The sequence below is a fragment of the Arenibacter algicola genome (assembly GCF_000733925.1).
GTDB classification, from domain to species: Bacteria; Bacteroidota; Bacteroidia; order Flavobacteriales; family Flavobacteriaceae; genus Arenibacter; species Arenibacter algicola.
On record NZ_JPOO01000003.1, the window covers coordinates 764,572 to 778,671 of the forward strand.

Sequence of the window (14,100 nt, forward strand, 5' to 3'; positions counted from 1 at the left end):
ATTATTCTAATCTAATTAAACAAAAAAAAGAGCGTCGTGTGCGCTCTTTTCCTTACCTAAATTTTTATGCTATTTGGCATCCAAAACTTTGGTACTGACATAGGCAATCGATCTTATGATTTTTCCCTCCTCGTCAAAATCATGAAGATATAGGGCAGGTAAAATTATTTTTTTACCGTCCGACTTTCTTGTCAATCTAAATTTCCACCATGATTGTACCACCTTCGCATCCTGCATATCGTACTCCAAATAGTCGGGATAACCGGTCTCATCTATACTATCAAAATCATAGGCTTCCATTAATTGCCTATTGCGTTCCTTTATCTCATCCAAGTTAAGAGACTCTCCATCAGGAAGTTCCAAACTATAAAATTTAGCATCATCGGCAAAAAAACTATATGCCGTATCCATATCATTAAATTCGAATGCATGCATCATTTTCCTCACCGTATTAATATTGTCATGATGATTATAAATGGTACCATTTTGTCGATCACTAAAACTCCTTCTCACTTCCCAAATAACATCATTATCATAATAATCGATCATGTTTTTAATTTTATTATTCTCATCCAGTTTATAGAGCCTATGGTAAGGCATATCCAATTTGACGCCGGATTTGTTATGCATCCCTTTTATATGGTCCCAAGTTTGTACCCAAACCCCGCTTTCTTTATATTCCAAAGCATCGGGATAAGATCCTGCCGTAGGTTCCATTGATAGGTAAGACATATTGTTTTTCCAAAAATCTACCCGTTTCAGGAATTCTTCCTTCGTAGTACCTTTATCATCTTTATTGGTACTAAACCCGTTATAGGCCATAAAGTCATCGGTAAGATAAGTTCCAACCTTGTCCGAATCGCCTGCCACAAAGGCTGCCATAATTTCATTAACTACTCCAATTGCAGGATGTTCCAGATAAATGGTCCCATTTTTTTTCTTCTGTGAATAGCCAAATACTACTACGAGTACCATAGCTATTAAAATTGATTTTTTCATTTTAATATTGGTCTTAAATTATTAGAGTTTAGACATAATACTATATCCATATAGCCTGAAGTAAATTAGATTTCTGCATTTTTTTTTGGCACCAAGGACGAATGCACGTTTTTTTTGTACGAAACATGACTATTAGTTATCCAATTCTTGATACCTTCTACCAATACCTATCCATAATTAGAGAAACCAAGAAATCGTTGTCGTTTGTTATCAACCTTAAGATAATTATATTACTTATCCTAGATCAATGGAAGTTCGGCAATGGATTTTTAATTTTGGGCAAACAAAAAAATATCATGAAAACTATTCTACATACAGCAGAGAGCAGAGGACATGCCGATCACGGTTGGCTAAATTCCTACCACAGCTTTAGTTTTGCCAATTATCACAACCCGGAGCGTATGAACTTTGGAGTTCTTAGGGTGCTAAACGACGATACCGTCTCTGGAGGGCAGGGCTTCGGTCAACATCCGCACAAGAACATGGAAATCATTTCCATTCCCTTGAAAGGAGATTTGGAACACAAGGACAGTATGGGAAATACCACCGTTATCAAAGAAGGTGATGTACAGGTGATGAGTGCTGGAACCGGTGTTTTTCACAGCGAGTATAACAAAAACAAAAATGAAGAGGTTAAATTTCTGCAGATTTGGGTGTTTCCAAAAACACAAAATATAACTCCTAGATATGATCAAATTTCTACCCGTGATCTGGCTACTAAAAATTCCTTTTACCAAATCCTTTCTCCCGAAAAAACGGAGCAGGGAGTATGGATTCATCAGGATGCTTGGTTTTCCTTGGGTGATTTTGAAACAGAAAATACTTCAACTTATACTTTAAATAAGAACGGTAATGGTCTATATATATTTGTTCTGGAAGGCGAGGTTTCCATTGGGGATCAAGCCTTAAAAAGACGAGACGGAATGGGAATATGGGATACCGACCAAATTGAGCTTACTGCAACAGCACCCAGCAAAGTACTATTAATGGAAGTTCCAATGGCACAAATTTAAAATCACATTAACCAAATCATTGCATTCTCCTTTGGCCGAGGTGATAGGCGGTTTATCGAATTTAGTATAACCACAGGACTATATATCCCAAATTATCCCTAAATTAAAGGATTAGTTATATACCTATAAGACCTGTGTTTTGAAAAAAAGCAAACTCCTTCTTTCCGTCATATTCCTATTTCTTCTCCCGTTATCATGCTCTAAAGAGAGTAAAGATGAACTAATAGATATTGTGGTAAATGAAAAACCTACCGATCAACCGGACGAAGAGCCCGAAGTGGAAGAACCCTTAATAGAAAGCAGTCCAATCCCCAACAACCCCCAAAGAACAGGAAACGCTTCTGTTGGATACGAATATTTAATTTCTGGCAACTATATGAGTTCCGGGGTTCCCTATGACGCATTTTTGCTAGGGATCAGCGTTAATCCAGATAACCGCCTCAACAGAACTGGGGACAACGCAAACCTGCCTTACGATTATACCGCCATAACCGCCACCAATGGAGCAAGAGTGGTTGGCCCCAATTGCCTGGCATGCCATGCCGCCACCATAGACAATGAATTTATTATTGGCCTAGGGAGCCATGACTCCGATTTTACGGTTAACCGGGCAAGTAATATAGCCCTATTGAATTCCGGTATCAGAGCCTTGTATGGTGGAGAGGATAGCGCCGAATGGCAGGCATACGACCAATTTAGAAAGAGCATAGTTGCCATTGGCCCCAGGACAATTACACAAACCAGAGGTTCCAATCCCGCAGATAAAATTGCCCAGGTATTAATAGCGCATCGGGATAAAAATACTTTGGAATGGCAGGACACCCCATTGGTAGACATCCCAGAGGAGGTGATTCCATCCGATGTGCCGGCATGGTGGCTGTTAAAGAAAAAGAATGCCATGTTTTACAGCGCCATTGGTCGCCTTGATTTTTGCAAGTCCTTTATCGGCTCCAGCCTGCTGACCATGGGTGACGCAACAAAGGCTGCTGAAATAGACGCTAAAATGGTAGATGTACTGGCCTATATTCAGAGTTTGGAAGCTCCGGAATATCCATTTTCCGTAGATCAAGATTTAGCACAACAAGGCAAACAATTATTTGAAAATACCTGCGCAACCTGTCACGGCACCTATGGAAACAGCCCAACCTACCCTAATTTACTTGTGACTTTAAAGTCCGTTGGGACCGACCCGGAATTATCCGATCATTACACTAAATCCTCCCCCATGAACAATTATTTTATGGATTGGTTCAATTCAGGATGGTTCGGTACGCATGGGAATAATTTACAGATAAAGGCAGAAGGCGGATATATTGCCCCGCCCTTGGATGGTATATGGGCAACGGCCCCCTACTTCCACAATGGATCCGTGCCTACCTTGGAGGATGTCTTGAACAGCCAGAACAGACCCACAAGGTGGAGCAGGTCTTTTGACAATACCGACTACGACCAAACTAAAGTAGGCTGGATCTATTCTATCGAACAGACCAAAGTTGATAAGAACACTTACGACACTACTTTAAAGGGATATGGAAATTCAGGTCACACCTTTGGCGACCATTTGACAGATTCTGAGAGATCCGCATTAATAGAATATCTAAAAACACTGTAACTCAACACTTTACAAGTATTGAATTAATTTAAAAAAACAAGCTAATATATACCCCGTAAAGAAAATTTACTTGGCACTTGCAGTGGTATTTACCACAATCAAATAGACTTAAGGAATTTTTATTCTTCTGGTGGCCTACCGTGAATATCTTCGTAAATAGTATCGAAGTTTTGACGCAAATGTGTACTTAATTTTTTATGATAGTCATCCGTTAACCACTTCAGGAAGTTATAGGTACTTTTGCTAATGCATTTGGCATAACGCTGAATTCTGTCATCAATATCCGGACCCAACATTTTTGAGAGTGCCAGGGCATCATATACATCCTCACTGTTTTCCACACATATTCTGGCATGTTGGGCTATAGAACGCTCCAATACCACCTTGGATGTTTCCCCATTTTTAATGGAATCCACATAAGTTTCCTTGATGTCGAAATACACCTCCTCGGAATTGGCAAATTCTGCCCGCAATTCTTCTGGCATCTCCCATTTAAAATTGCTCTCCAGCTCTTCATCACTCAAAAGCCTATCAGCATAAAAATTTGGTGATTTAAAAATGGTCTGCCAGTCCAAATCTGCCCCCCAGGGACCAAAGCGATGGAAATTGTTTCCTAGGTCAATTACTGAAAAGGTAGATTTATTGTTCAAAATCCTGGAACCACGACCTATCATCTGATAATACAAGGTCAAGGATTTAGTTGCACGGTTCAATATTATGGTATCTATGGTAGGTTCATCAAATCCGGTGGTCAAAATACTTACGGACGTCAAAATAGCATTAGGCGTCATGTTAAACCATTTTAAGATGGTCTTACGCTGCTTCTTGGTAGCAGTATTGTCCAAATGAGCTATTGGATAGCCGGCAGCCCTAAAAGTCTCATAAACGTGTAGGGAAGTGTTAATACCGTTATTGAAAATCAAGGTCTTCTTACCTTTGGAGTGTTTTTCATAAGCCTCCAAAAGCTTACTGAGCATCTGGCTATTATTATAAAGATCCTCAGACGATTTTACTGTATAATCCCCATTGGACCCTACTTCCAAAGAAGTTAGTCCCATATTGTAGGAATAGAATTCCGCCCGTGCCAAAAACTCATTCTCAATAAGGGATTCTATTGTTTCCCCTACGATCAATTCATCATAATTGTCTTTCATGGGCAAGTCCTTGTTGGAACTCAAAGGGGTAGCCGTAACTCCCAAAACAAATGATTTCTCAAAAAACTTGAACAGTTTTGTAAAGGAATTATAATGTGCCTCATCAATAATTACCAAGCCAACATCGGAAATATCCAATTTATCGTCCTGTAGCCTGTTGTTCAATGTCTCCACCATGGCCACAAAACAACTGTATTCCTCCTGATCGTCCAGATTGGCCTTACTATCCACAACTTTATTGGTTACCCCAAAACTGGTGAGCATGGTAGAAGTTTGTTTGCAAAGCTCTATACGGTGGGTCATGATCAGCACCTTCTTATTGTGGTGCTTGAGATATTGCCTTACGATTTCGGAAAAAATAACAGTTTTACCACCACCTGTAGGCAATTGATACAAAAGATGATAATCATCGGGCGCTGTTTCAAATTTATCAAAAATCTGGTCTATAGCTCCTTTTTGATAGCTGTATAGCTCCTTATCCGTTTTTCTTTCTACAATGGCATTGGCAATCAAAGTCTCCGACATAATCTCTTTTTTGGATTGCAAAACTAAGCCCTTTGTTGTGTGTTTGACGAATATTTACAGAAAATTTATGGATTATTTTTTTTTGAATATCGATGTCAGGCCAATTAGAGCCCATATTGGGACACAATAAACGGTAGCTTAAATATAAAATCGGGCCGCAACATAACTTGATGACCCAATACTTTTAGTTCTTGGCCAGGTTTCTTAGCGCCACCCATTGTTTAAGCATTTCCCTGGAATCCGTAGCCGGATAACCTAGTACGGTTTTTCCGGGAAGCACGTCATTCATCACCCCGGAACCTGCCCCTACAACAGCACCAGAATTAATGGTCGTATGATCTTTAATGGAAGCACTCCCTCCTATTATTACACCATCGCCCAGGGTTACGGAACCAGCCAAACCACTGTGCCCTGCCATAATACAGGATCGTCCCAATACACAATTATGTGCTATTTGGACCAAATTGTCGATCTTACACCCATCACCTACGATTGTGGAGCTGAATTTTCCACGGTCAACACAGGAATTGGCCCCAATTTCAACATAATTGCCGATTACAACATTCCCTATTTGGGGTATTTTCACCAAACCTCTACCGTCCTCACTTGGTCTATAGCCAAACCCATCCGCCCCAATACTCACATTGGTATGGAAAATACAATTATTCCCAATAATGCTGCGCTCCCTAATAACGGTACCCGACCAAACTACGGTATGATGACCAACAGTACTCTCATCAAAAATGGTCACGTTGGGATAAAGGATTACCCCATCTCCCAAAACTACATTTTTACCCACATAACTACCTGCTCCAATCTTACAACCTTTACCCAAAACTGCAGTTTCGTGAATAGTAGCCTTAGGGTGTATTTCTTCCAATAATTCAGGTGGCTCCGGCTGAAAAGCCTCCAGCAATTTGGCCATGGCCAAGTCGGCATTTGCCACCTTGACAAAAGCCCTATCCGCACCAGGAAGCATTTTCACGGCATTGGACACTATAGCGGCACTGGCGCCGCTAGAATCCCATTGTCGCGCATATTTATTACTGGAAATAAATGTAATTTGCTGATCTTTGGCCCTGTCTATTTGTTCGGCACCAATAATTGGCTTATTATACCCCCCAATGAGCTCCCCATTCAAAAGCTCACTTATTTCTGTAACTGTAAATGATTTCATTTAATGTTTTCGTTATTGTTTTATTGCTATAACATTGATTAATTTCCTGCCAAATATTTAAATATAGCGTTAAATATCAAACTATATTGTTAATTTTCTGCTTCGCAGGCTTACAAAATAAATTTTATTGATAGGTGGTATTGATTTTTTTGTCACCTGAAAATTACTCTGTTTCCATTCTTCCCAACTATTTCCTTAGCGATTTTATGTACAATTGTTCCACCTTTTCACGTGCCCAAGGAGTCCGTCTTAAAAATTTTAAACTGGATTTAACGGAGGGGTCATGAGTAAAGCATCGAATATTGATTCTTGCACCCATTTCCTCCCACCCATATTGGGACACCAACGAGTCTAATATAGCGGCCAAGGTAATGCCATGCAAAGGATCCTTACTGGTATTCATATTAAGTAAATTGTTAAGTAGAATGTACTATAGTTTTCATTAACAACTAAATACTATTTTCTTTTTTTATTTTTCTTGGCGAAATTTTTATCTCCTCTTGTAATTGGCTTTTTATATTTTTTTGCAATTTCCCTCTTATAGGATCCACCTTGGTTTATCTTTTTATTCTTTTCCGCTTTCTCATGAAATGCGGCCCCACGGGCCTCCAGTTCGGCCGCACTCACAGGATTGTTGTGTTCCAAGTTTTTGGGTCGCTCCTCTGGTGCCAATTCCTCGGATATCTTTACCTCCTGCGGAAACTCCAACAACGGAATTTGATAATCCATTAATTTCTCTATCGCATTTTTAAACTCCTCCTCTTTTTCTGTGTACAACAACAAGGAGTTTCCTTTTTTCTCCGCTCTTCCCGTCCTACCTATTCGGTGCATATAGTTCTCAGGATATGTAGGAGTGTCAAAATTGACAACATGTGTAATTTGTTCCAGGTCCAAACCTCTGGACATTACATCGGTAGAAACCAATATCCTATTTTTTCCTTCATCGAATTGCTTGATGGACCTAATTCTATAATTCTGTGTTTTATTGGAATGGATTATCGCTGCCTCATCGCCAAAATCTCCCTTAAGGGCCTCAAACAACCTATCGGCACTTCTCTTATTGGAAACAAAAATCAACACCTTTTTATAAATGGTCTTATCTTTCAAAAGAAAGGCCAAAAGGTTTACCTTGGTGTAATAGTTTTGAACGGCATAGGCAACTTGCTCAATATTTTCCAATGGTGTCCCACTAACGGCAATCGATATTTTTACCGGTCCAATAAAAAAGTCCTCTATCAATTTGGAAACCTCCTCTGTCATAGTAGCAGAAAACATGATGTTCTGTCTTCTCTGTGGCATTAGTTCAAAAATATTGGTAATCTGAAAACGAAAACCTAGATCCAACATAACATCGACCTCATCGATCACCAATTTCTTGACATCCCTAAGCTTAACGGTCCTATCCAATGTAAGATCATACAATCTACCTGGGGTAGCCACCAGGATATCACATCCTTGGGCTACTGCCTGCCGCTGGGTATTTATATTTGCCCCGCCATAAATACCGCAAACTCTAACGGTCATATATTTGGAATACGCTTCAATATTGGCAACCACCTGCAACACCAGTTCCCTTGTTGGCACCAATATCAATATTCTGGGGTTAATTTGTTTCGAAAATTTCAACTCCTGTAAAAGCGGCAACATATAGGCAAAAGTTTTCCCTGTACCTGTTTGCGCTATCCCTACTATATCTTTTCCTGACATGATTACGGAAAAGGCCTCTTGCTGAATGGGAGTCGGGACTGAAAAGCCCAAATCCTCTATTGCATAATGTAATTGTTTAGATATATTAAAATCCGAAAAAGTACTCATTCCCAATATTTTTGGACAAAGGTAGAGTTTATAATCTTCATATTTGCCGTTCCCACCTTAGTTGACCATATTCATTGGATAAAATGGATTCTTAATTAAAACCTAATTCTCGAGTTTAACTTTGGGATAATTATTATTTTGAACCCCAAGAACAATCCAAAATCTTAAATATGAAAAAGGCGTACTTACTATTGGCCCTACATTTATTTTGTTTTACCCATGCCAGCTTTACCCAAACTACAGATAAAATTGTATCCCAAATAGTGTCCGAAGTCTATGGAAATTCGCAACTGGAAACCTTGGGGCATGAATTACTGGATGTCATTGGCCCTAGGCTGGTAGGCACACCACAGATGCAACAGGCCCATGATTGGGCACTTACCAAATACACCAACTGGGGAATTGCCGCCAAAAACGAACAATGGGGCCAATGGAGGGGCTGGGAACGGGGAATAACACATATAGACATGGTCTCACCAAGAATACAAACCTTAAAGGGAACGCAATTGGCATGGAGCCCAAGCACTGGGCGCAAAGGTATTACTGCAGAACTAACGGTTTTGCCCACAGTTGCGGATTCGGCGGAATTCAATAAATGGCTACCAAGCGTTAAAGGCAAGATGGTAATGATCTCCATGAAGGAGCCTACCGGGAGGCCGGATTATAACTGGGAAGAATTTGCAACTCCGGAGTCCTATGATAAAATGAAAAAAAATAGGGAGATCCAAGAAAATGAATGGTCAAAAAATATGCAACGCATAGGATATAACAGGTTGTCACTACCACTTGCCCTGGAAAAAGCTGGAGCTGTGGGAATAGTTAGTTCTTATTGGTCCAAAGGTTTTGGGGCGAACAAAATTTTTGGTGCGAATACGGACAAAATACCCATTATAGATTTGGAATTGGAAGACTACACCATGCTATACAGATTGGTAGAGCATGGCAATCATCCCAAAATAAAAATTTTGGCGAAGTCCAAGGAGCTCGGTGCCGTCCCTACCTTTAACACCATAGCAGAGATAAAAGGTTCGGAAAAACCCGATGAATATGTTATATTATCGGCACATTTTGATTCTTGGGATGGCGGGACGGGGGCCACGGACAACGGAACCGGTACCTTGGTCATGATGGAAACCATGCGGATACTTAAAAAATTATACCCCAATCCCAAAAGAACCATTTTGGTTGGCCATTGGGGAAGCGAAGAGCAGGGACTGAACGGTTCTAGGGCCTATGTAGAGGATCATCCTGAAATAGTGGGCCAAGTGCAAGCTGTTTTTAATCAGGATAATGGAACCGGGAGGGTAGTAAAAATATCCGGAGGCGGGTTCGCCAAATCCTATGATTACATTCCAAGATGGCTGTCCGCCGTACCGGATGAAATAACCCAACATATAGAGACCACATTTCCTGGAATGCCGGCAGGCGGAGGATCGGATAACGCCTCGTTTATCGCCGCGGGAGCCCCAGCCTTTTTTCTTAGTTCCTTAAACTGGTCTTATTGGAACTATACCTGGCACACCAATAGGGATACCTATGACAAGATTGTTTTTGACGATTTAAAGAACAATGTAATCCTTACCGCAATATTAACTTATATGGCTAGTGAAGACCCGGAAACGGCTTCTAGGGAAAAAAGAATATTACCGGTTGATCCTAAAACTGGGGAAGAATTCATTTGGCCTGCTCCGCGTTCCCCAGAAAGGAAAGGAGGATTGTAAGAATTTACCATAAATTTCCCTTGGGTTTAATAAAAATAAAGACTAACTTAAATTCCAGAATTTATACCAGATCTTACTTAGGTCTGTTAACTTAAAAACAATTAAATATGACTATCAATTTTGTATATGATGATGTAAAAGCCAGTGCCCGTTTAGAAGAATTGGCCACCAAAAAGTTGGAAAAACTTGAAGACAAATATGATTTTATAGTGCGTGCCGATGTTTTCTTTAAAAAAGAGAATACTTCCTCACCAAATACCGGGTTGATATGCAATATAAGGCTAAGTGCCCCAGGCCCTAGATTATTTGCGGAGTCCACCAACTCCAAATTTGAAGTTTCCATCGCCGCTTCTGTAGATGAACTTGAAAGACAATTGGAGAAAAGAAAAGGAAAAATGAAAACCCACTAACCTGAAGTCCAGAAATCGGAATACTAAAAATGCCCCAGAAGTGAATCCTACTGGGGCATTTTTATTGGCCAATATTGGAAATATAAACAAAGCTTCCCATTTCTCAATCGTCTTCTTCTTCAAATTTAGTGTCGGCCAAAGTTTTCATCAATCGATCGGAGAACGGATTTTTGTACAAATCCCTCATTAATTTTTTTCTTTTGCGATCCGAAATGTCCAAAGTATCCAAAATATCTTTTCTTCTTCTGGCCTCAACAATCCTCTTTTTCTTCAAAGCCATCCGATCATCGGCAGACAATATCATGTCTGGCTCATACTTTTCCAGTACCGTCCATTTTTCTACTTTCAGCTTTTTACCCAATGTGTCACTCCCTTTAGATTGTGCATAGCCGTCCATCAAAAAAAAACCCATAACAAGCACAATGACAGCGCTGTATATATCTTTAATCATGTTTCATAAAAAGTGTCTGCTTAAAGTTATAACATTTTATTCATCCTTCCACGCCTTAAATCCAGCCCAGACATACAGTATATCGTGTTTTATAACCTTCTATCGATTATCTAGATGTGTTCATTGTCCCAACAGCCTCAAAATCCGACAAAATGCACTACTCCATACCCGAAAAAAGAATGTTACCGGTTCCCACTTGTGATTTAAAAATGATACTTACATTTGTGCCTTTAAATACGATAGTATATGTTAGTTTGGGGCTCTTTTATTGGTCTGATAATCATTTTTTTGGCACTGGATCTAGGTGTTTTTCACAAACATGAACATGTAATAAAATCTAAGGAAGCAGGAATATGGACCGCCATATGGGTTACCGTGGCCCTTAGCTTTAGTGGGGTTATATATTGGTTGTTCTCCAATAATATCCTTGACAATCCTACTGGATTGGCCCCTAACGACGCTGTTTTAAAGTACATCACCGGTTATCTTATTGAACTGTCGCTAAGTGTAGACAATGTCTTTGTAATTGCCGTAATATTTAGCGCTTTTAAGATTCCCGCCATTTATCAGCACAGGGTATTGTTCTGGGGCATATTGGGAGCAATTGTTTTCAGGGCCTTAATGATCATTTTTGGGGTTGCCCTAATTAATAAATTTGATTGGATCATTTATGTCTTTGGTGTATTCTTGCTATACACCGCCTTTAAAATGCTGAAATCGGACAATAGTGAATTTGATCCCAAAAAATCCTTCGTGTTTAAAAGGTTAAAAAAGATTTACCCCATAACGGCAACCATAAAGGGCCACGACTTTTTTGTAAAGCGCATGGGAGTGACGGCCGCTACACCACTTTTTGTTGCGCTGGTAGTAATTGAACTTACGGACATTCTTTTCGCACTGGACAGCATCCCTGCTATTTTGGCCATTACTGCCGACCCCTTTATAGTTTTTAGTTCCAATATTTTAGCCATATTGGGCTTGAGATCCATGTATTTCCTCATTTCCAGAATGCTGGAAAAATTCAGGTATATCAACTATAGCCTGGTAGTGATTTTAGCTTTTGTAGGTTTAAAAATGTTGTTCTCCCATCATATCGAAATCCCAGAGTGGGTTTCCCTTACGGTGATATCAGTATCCTTGGTGGGGGGAATAATTTCCTCACTGCTCATCTCTGAAGAAAAAGATAAGGAAAAAAGCTAATTATTTCTTATCCTGTAATTTTTGAGTAATAATATTCAAAGCATCCCTTACGGTATGCATTTTGTCCATATCCTCATTTTCCAAACGTATCCCAAATGCATCCTCTACATCCAGGACAATATCAACCAAATTGGCCGAATTGATATTGAGTTCTTTGACAAAATTACTGTCTTCCCCAATGGCGCCTATAGGAACATCTTCAGGAAGATAAGTCTTAACGATATCCTTCAGTTGCACAAAATGTTGATCATTCCCCATTGTTACATTTCTTTATAGTCATTAAAGATAACACAGGCATTTACATCTCCAAATCCAAAACTTGCTTTTGCCACTATTTTAGGTTTATGGGAAGTTGTTTTCATGGGTATTCTCGAAGCATCAACCAATTCTAGGATCTCGGGATGAAGGTCTTGACAGTTTCTATTCCCAAATACCAATCCCTCTCGGTATTGTAGCAGGGAAGCTATACATTCCACACTGCCCGAAGCGGCCAGACAATGTCCTACCAGCCCCTTTGTAGCGTTTATATAGGGAAAATCCTTGCCCGCGCGCCCCAAGGCCTTGCTCCAATTTCTAATTTCTTCGGCATCTTTTGATGTTGCCGTTAAATGCCCATTAATAACATCCACTTCAGATTTTTCTACCCCTGCATCCTTCAATGCCTCCAGTATACATCTCTGTACTGCCTGACTATTAGGAGCCGTCATACTGCCTACACCTCGCTGCCCACCACTATTGATTGCTCCTCCCAAGACCTCCGCATATATCCGGGCCCCTCTCTTTAATGCGCTGTCCAATGACTCCAACACCATGGCTCCTGCCCCACTTCCCGGAACAAAACCAGAGGCACTGGCACTCATTGGCCTACTGGCCTCATCCGGATTGTCGTTGTAACTGGAGGGAAGTATACGCATAGCATCAAATCCACCCCAAATATACGGTCCGCTGTCGTTACAACTCCCTACCAACATCCTTTCTGCCTTTCCCGCCCTTATCCGCTCCATTCCCATAATTACTCCTTCAGTGCCCGTTGCACATGCCGAAGAATTTGTAGTAACCTGATTCCCACATCCCAAAATTCCACCGAGATAAGCACTTATGCCACTGGCCATAGTCTGCATTACGGAATTACTGCCCAAACGGCGGGTATTATTATCATCTATTAATTGGATGGATTCCCTTAGCTTGTCTATTCCCAAAATTCCAGTTCCAAAAATAATTCCGCTGTCCCAATCAGGTTGATCCTTATTTGCCTTGTCCAGACCTGCATCCATCCAGGCATCCGTTCCGGCCATGACACCGTAAACAATACCGCTTGAGTTTAGACCCTTTAATTGTAATGGGGTAAAATAAGATTCCTTTAAACTTTCCGATATTTCTGGTTTTCCTGCTATTTGACATCCAAAACCCAGGTCGGCCAATTCCTGATGAAAAGTAATTCCGCTTCTGCCAGTTAGCATTGCATCACAAAAATTGCCCAGGCCTACCCCGTTAGGAGCACATATACCAAGTCCGGTTACCACTACCCGCCTACTCATATATTGCTGTTTTTTATCATCCCGGACAAAACACCCTTGCAAACCAACTGGGCTTCCTGGTTGTACATTTTAACCTCACATTTTAATTTATTAAAGCGAAAGAAAAGCTTGTTCGCTTGTACGGTTACGGTCTCTAAAGGAAAGACCGGCAACAAAAATTGCATCTCGGTACTGCTCAAAGCCACCTGGAAATCTCTTGCTTCCAATTCTTCCACATGTAGCAAGTGAATGCCCAAGCACACCAATCCGATCTGGGCACAACATTCTGTAAGGATTACCCCAGGTGTAACGGGCCGCTCCTTGAAATGCCCTTTATAAAAGAATTCATCCTTTTTAAAGGTGTAACAACCTTCAATGGCATTGGCACTCACCATATTAATCCTATCAACGAATAAAAAGGGATAGGTATATGGTAGTTTATTTATTATATCATTTATAATAAGCATTTAACAATTCTTTATTTCAATTAATACTTTAAACATATA

General features: G+C 40.3%; 14 protein-coding genes. 5 read left to right on the forward strand and 9 right to left on the reverse strand.

The window, feature by feature from the left end:
• Positions 1 to 69 precede the first annotated feature (69 nt).
• Complete coding sequence (locus U735_RS0113550; protein ID WP_031444337.1) at positions 70 to 999, reverse strand: nuclear transport factor 2 family protein; 930 nt, start codon at positions 997 to 999, stop codon at positions 70 to 72.
• Positions 1,000 to 1,295: 296 nt separating this feature from the next.
• Between U735_RS0113550 and U735_RS0113555 the strand changes: the two genes are divergently transcribed.
• On the forward strand, positions 1,296 to 2,012 hold the full coding sequence (locus U735_RS0113555) for a pirin family protein (protein ID WP_031444338.1): 717 nt from the start codon (positions 1,296 to 1,298) through the stop codon (positions 2,010 to 2,012).
• 139 nt (positions 2,013 to 2,151) lie between these two features.
• A complete protein-coding gene (locus tag U735_RS0113560) occupies positions 2,152 to 3,624 on the forward strand; it encodes a c-type cytochrome (protein WP_157365025.1) in 1,473 nt (490 codons plus the stop codon).
• Positions 3,625 to 3,743: 119 nt separating this feature from the next.
• Here U735_RS0113560 and U735_RS0113565 read toward each other — a convergent pair whose 3' ends face one another.
• From U735_RS0113565 to U735_RS0113580, 4 genes are all read right to left on the reverse strand, one after another.
• Complete coding sequence (locus U735_RS0113565; protein WP_031444340.1) at positions 3,744 to 5,303, reverse strand: DEAD/DEAH box helicase; 1,560 nt, start codon at positions 5,301 to 5,303, stop codon at positions 3,744 to 3,746.
• A gap of 184 nt (positions 5,304 to 5,487) precedes the next feature.
• Positions 5,488 to 6,480 carry a UDP-3-O-(3-hydroxymyristoyl)glucosamine N-acyltransferase gene (gene lpxD, locus U735_RS0113570; RefSeq protein WP_031444341.1) on the reverse strand — a complete coding sequence of 331 codons (993 nt, stop codon included), beginning with the start codon at positions 6,478 to 6,480 and terminating at the stop codon, positions 5,488 to 5,490.
• 187 nt (positions 6,481 to 6,667) lie between these two features.
• Positions 6,668 to 6,883, reverse strand: a complete 216-nt coding sequence (locus U735_RS0113575; RefSeq protein ID WP_031444342.1) for a VF530 family protein — start codon at positions 6,881 to 6,883, stop codon at positions 6,668 to 6,670.
• Between the two features lie 53 nt (positions 6,884 to 6,936).
• Positions 6,937 to 8,295 (reverse strand): DEAD/DEAH box helicase, encoded by a 1,359-nt coding sequence (locus U735_RS0113580; RefSeq protein ID WP_031444343.1) that lies wholly within the window; start codon positions 8,293 to 8,295, stop codon positions 6,937 to 6,939.
• A 170-nt stretch (positions 8,296 to 8,465) separates the two neighbouring features.
• Between U735_RS0113580 and U735_RS0113585 the strand changes: the two genes are divergently transcribed.
• Both U735_RS0113585 and U735_RS0113590 read left to right on the forward strand, forming a co-directional pair.
• Positions 8,466 to 10,016: a M20/M25/M40 family metallo-hydrolase gene (locus tag U735_RS0113585; protein ID WP_031444344.1), complete on the forward strand. Its 1,551-nt coding sequence runs from the start codon at positions 8,466 to 8,468 to the stop codon at positions 10,014 to 10,016.
• A 107-nt stretch (positions 10,017 to 10,123) separates the two neighbouring features.
• Positions 10,124 to 10,426 carry an HPF/RaiA family ribosome-associated protein gene (locus U735_RS0113590; RefSeq protein ID WP_031444345.1) on the forward strand — a complete coding sequence of 101 codons (303 nt, stop codon included), beginning with the start codon at positions 10,124 to 10,126 and terminating at the stop codon, positions 10,424 to 10,426.
• 103 nt (positions 10,427 to 10,529) lie between these two features.
• Here the strand turns inward: U735_RS0113590 and U735_RS0113595 are convergent, their stop codons facing one another.
• On the reverse strand, positions 10,530 to 10,877 hold the full coding sequence (locus tag U735_RS0113595) for a hypothetical protein (RefSeq protein WP_031444346.1): 348 nt from the start codon (positions 10,875 to 10,877) through the stop codon (positions 10,530 to 10,532).
• A 246-nt stretch (positions 10,878 to 11,123) separates the two neighbouring features.
• Between U735_RS0113595 and U735_RS0113600 the strand changes: the two genes are divergently transcribed.
• On the forward strand, positions 11,124 to 12,077 hold the full coding sequence (locus U735_RS0113600) for a TerC family protein (protein ID WP_031444347.1): 954 nt from the start codon (positions 11,124 to 11,126) through the stop codon (positions 12,075 to 12,077).
• Here the strand turns inward: U735_RS0113600 and U735_RS0113605 are convergent, their stop codons facing one another.
• The 3 genes from U735_RS0113605 to U735_RS0113615 are packed head-to-tail and all read right to left on the reverse strand — an operon-like array spanning position 12,078 to position 14,061.
• Positions 12,078 to 12,335, reverse strand: coding sequence for an acyl carrier protein (locus tag U735_RS0113605; protein ID WP_031444348.1), 258 nt, complete (start codon positions 12,333 to 12,335; stop codon positions 12,078 to 12,080).
• Between the two features lie 2 nt (positions 12,336 to 12,337).
• A complete protein-coding gene (locus U735_RS0113610; protein WP_031444349.1) occupies positions 12,338 to 13,615 on the reverse strand; it encodes a beta-ketoacyl-[acyl-carrier-protein] synthase family protein in 1,278 nt (425 codons plus the stop codon).
• Entirely contained in the window at positions 13,612 to 14,061 is a 450-nt protein-coding gene (locus U735_RS0113615) for a 3-hydroxyacyl-ACP dehydratase FabZ family protein (protein WP_031444350.1), read from the reverse strand. Before U735_RS0113615 ends, U735_RS0113610 begins: the two co-directional genes overlap by 4 nt.
• Positions 14,062 to 14,100: the final 39 nt, after the last annotated feature.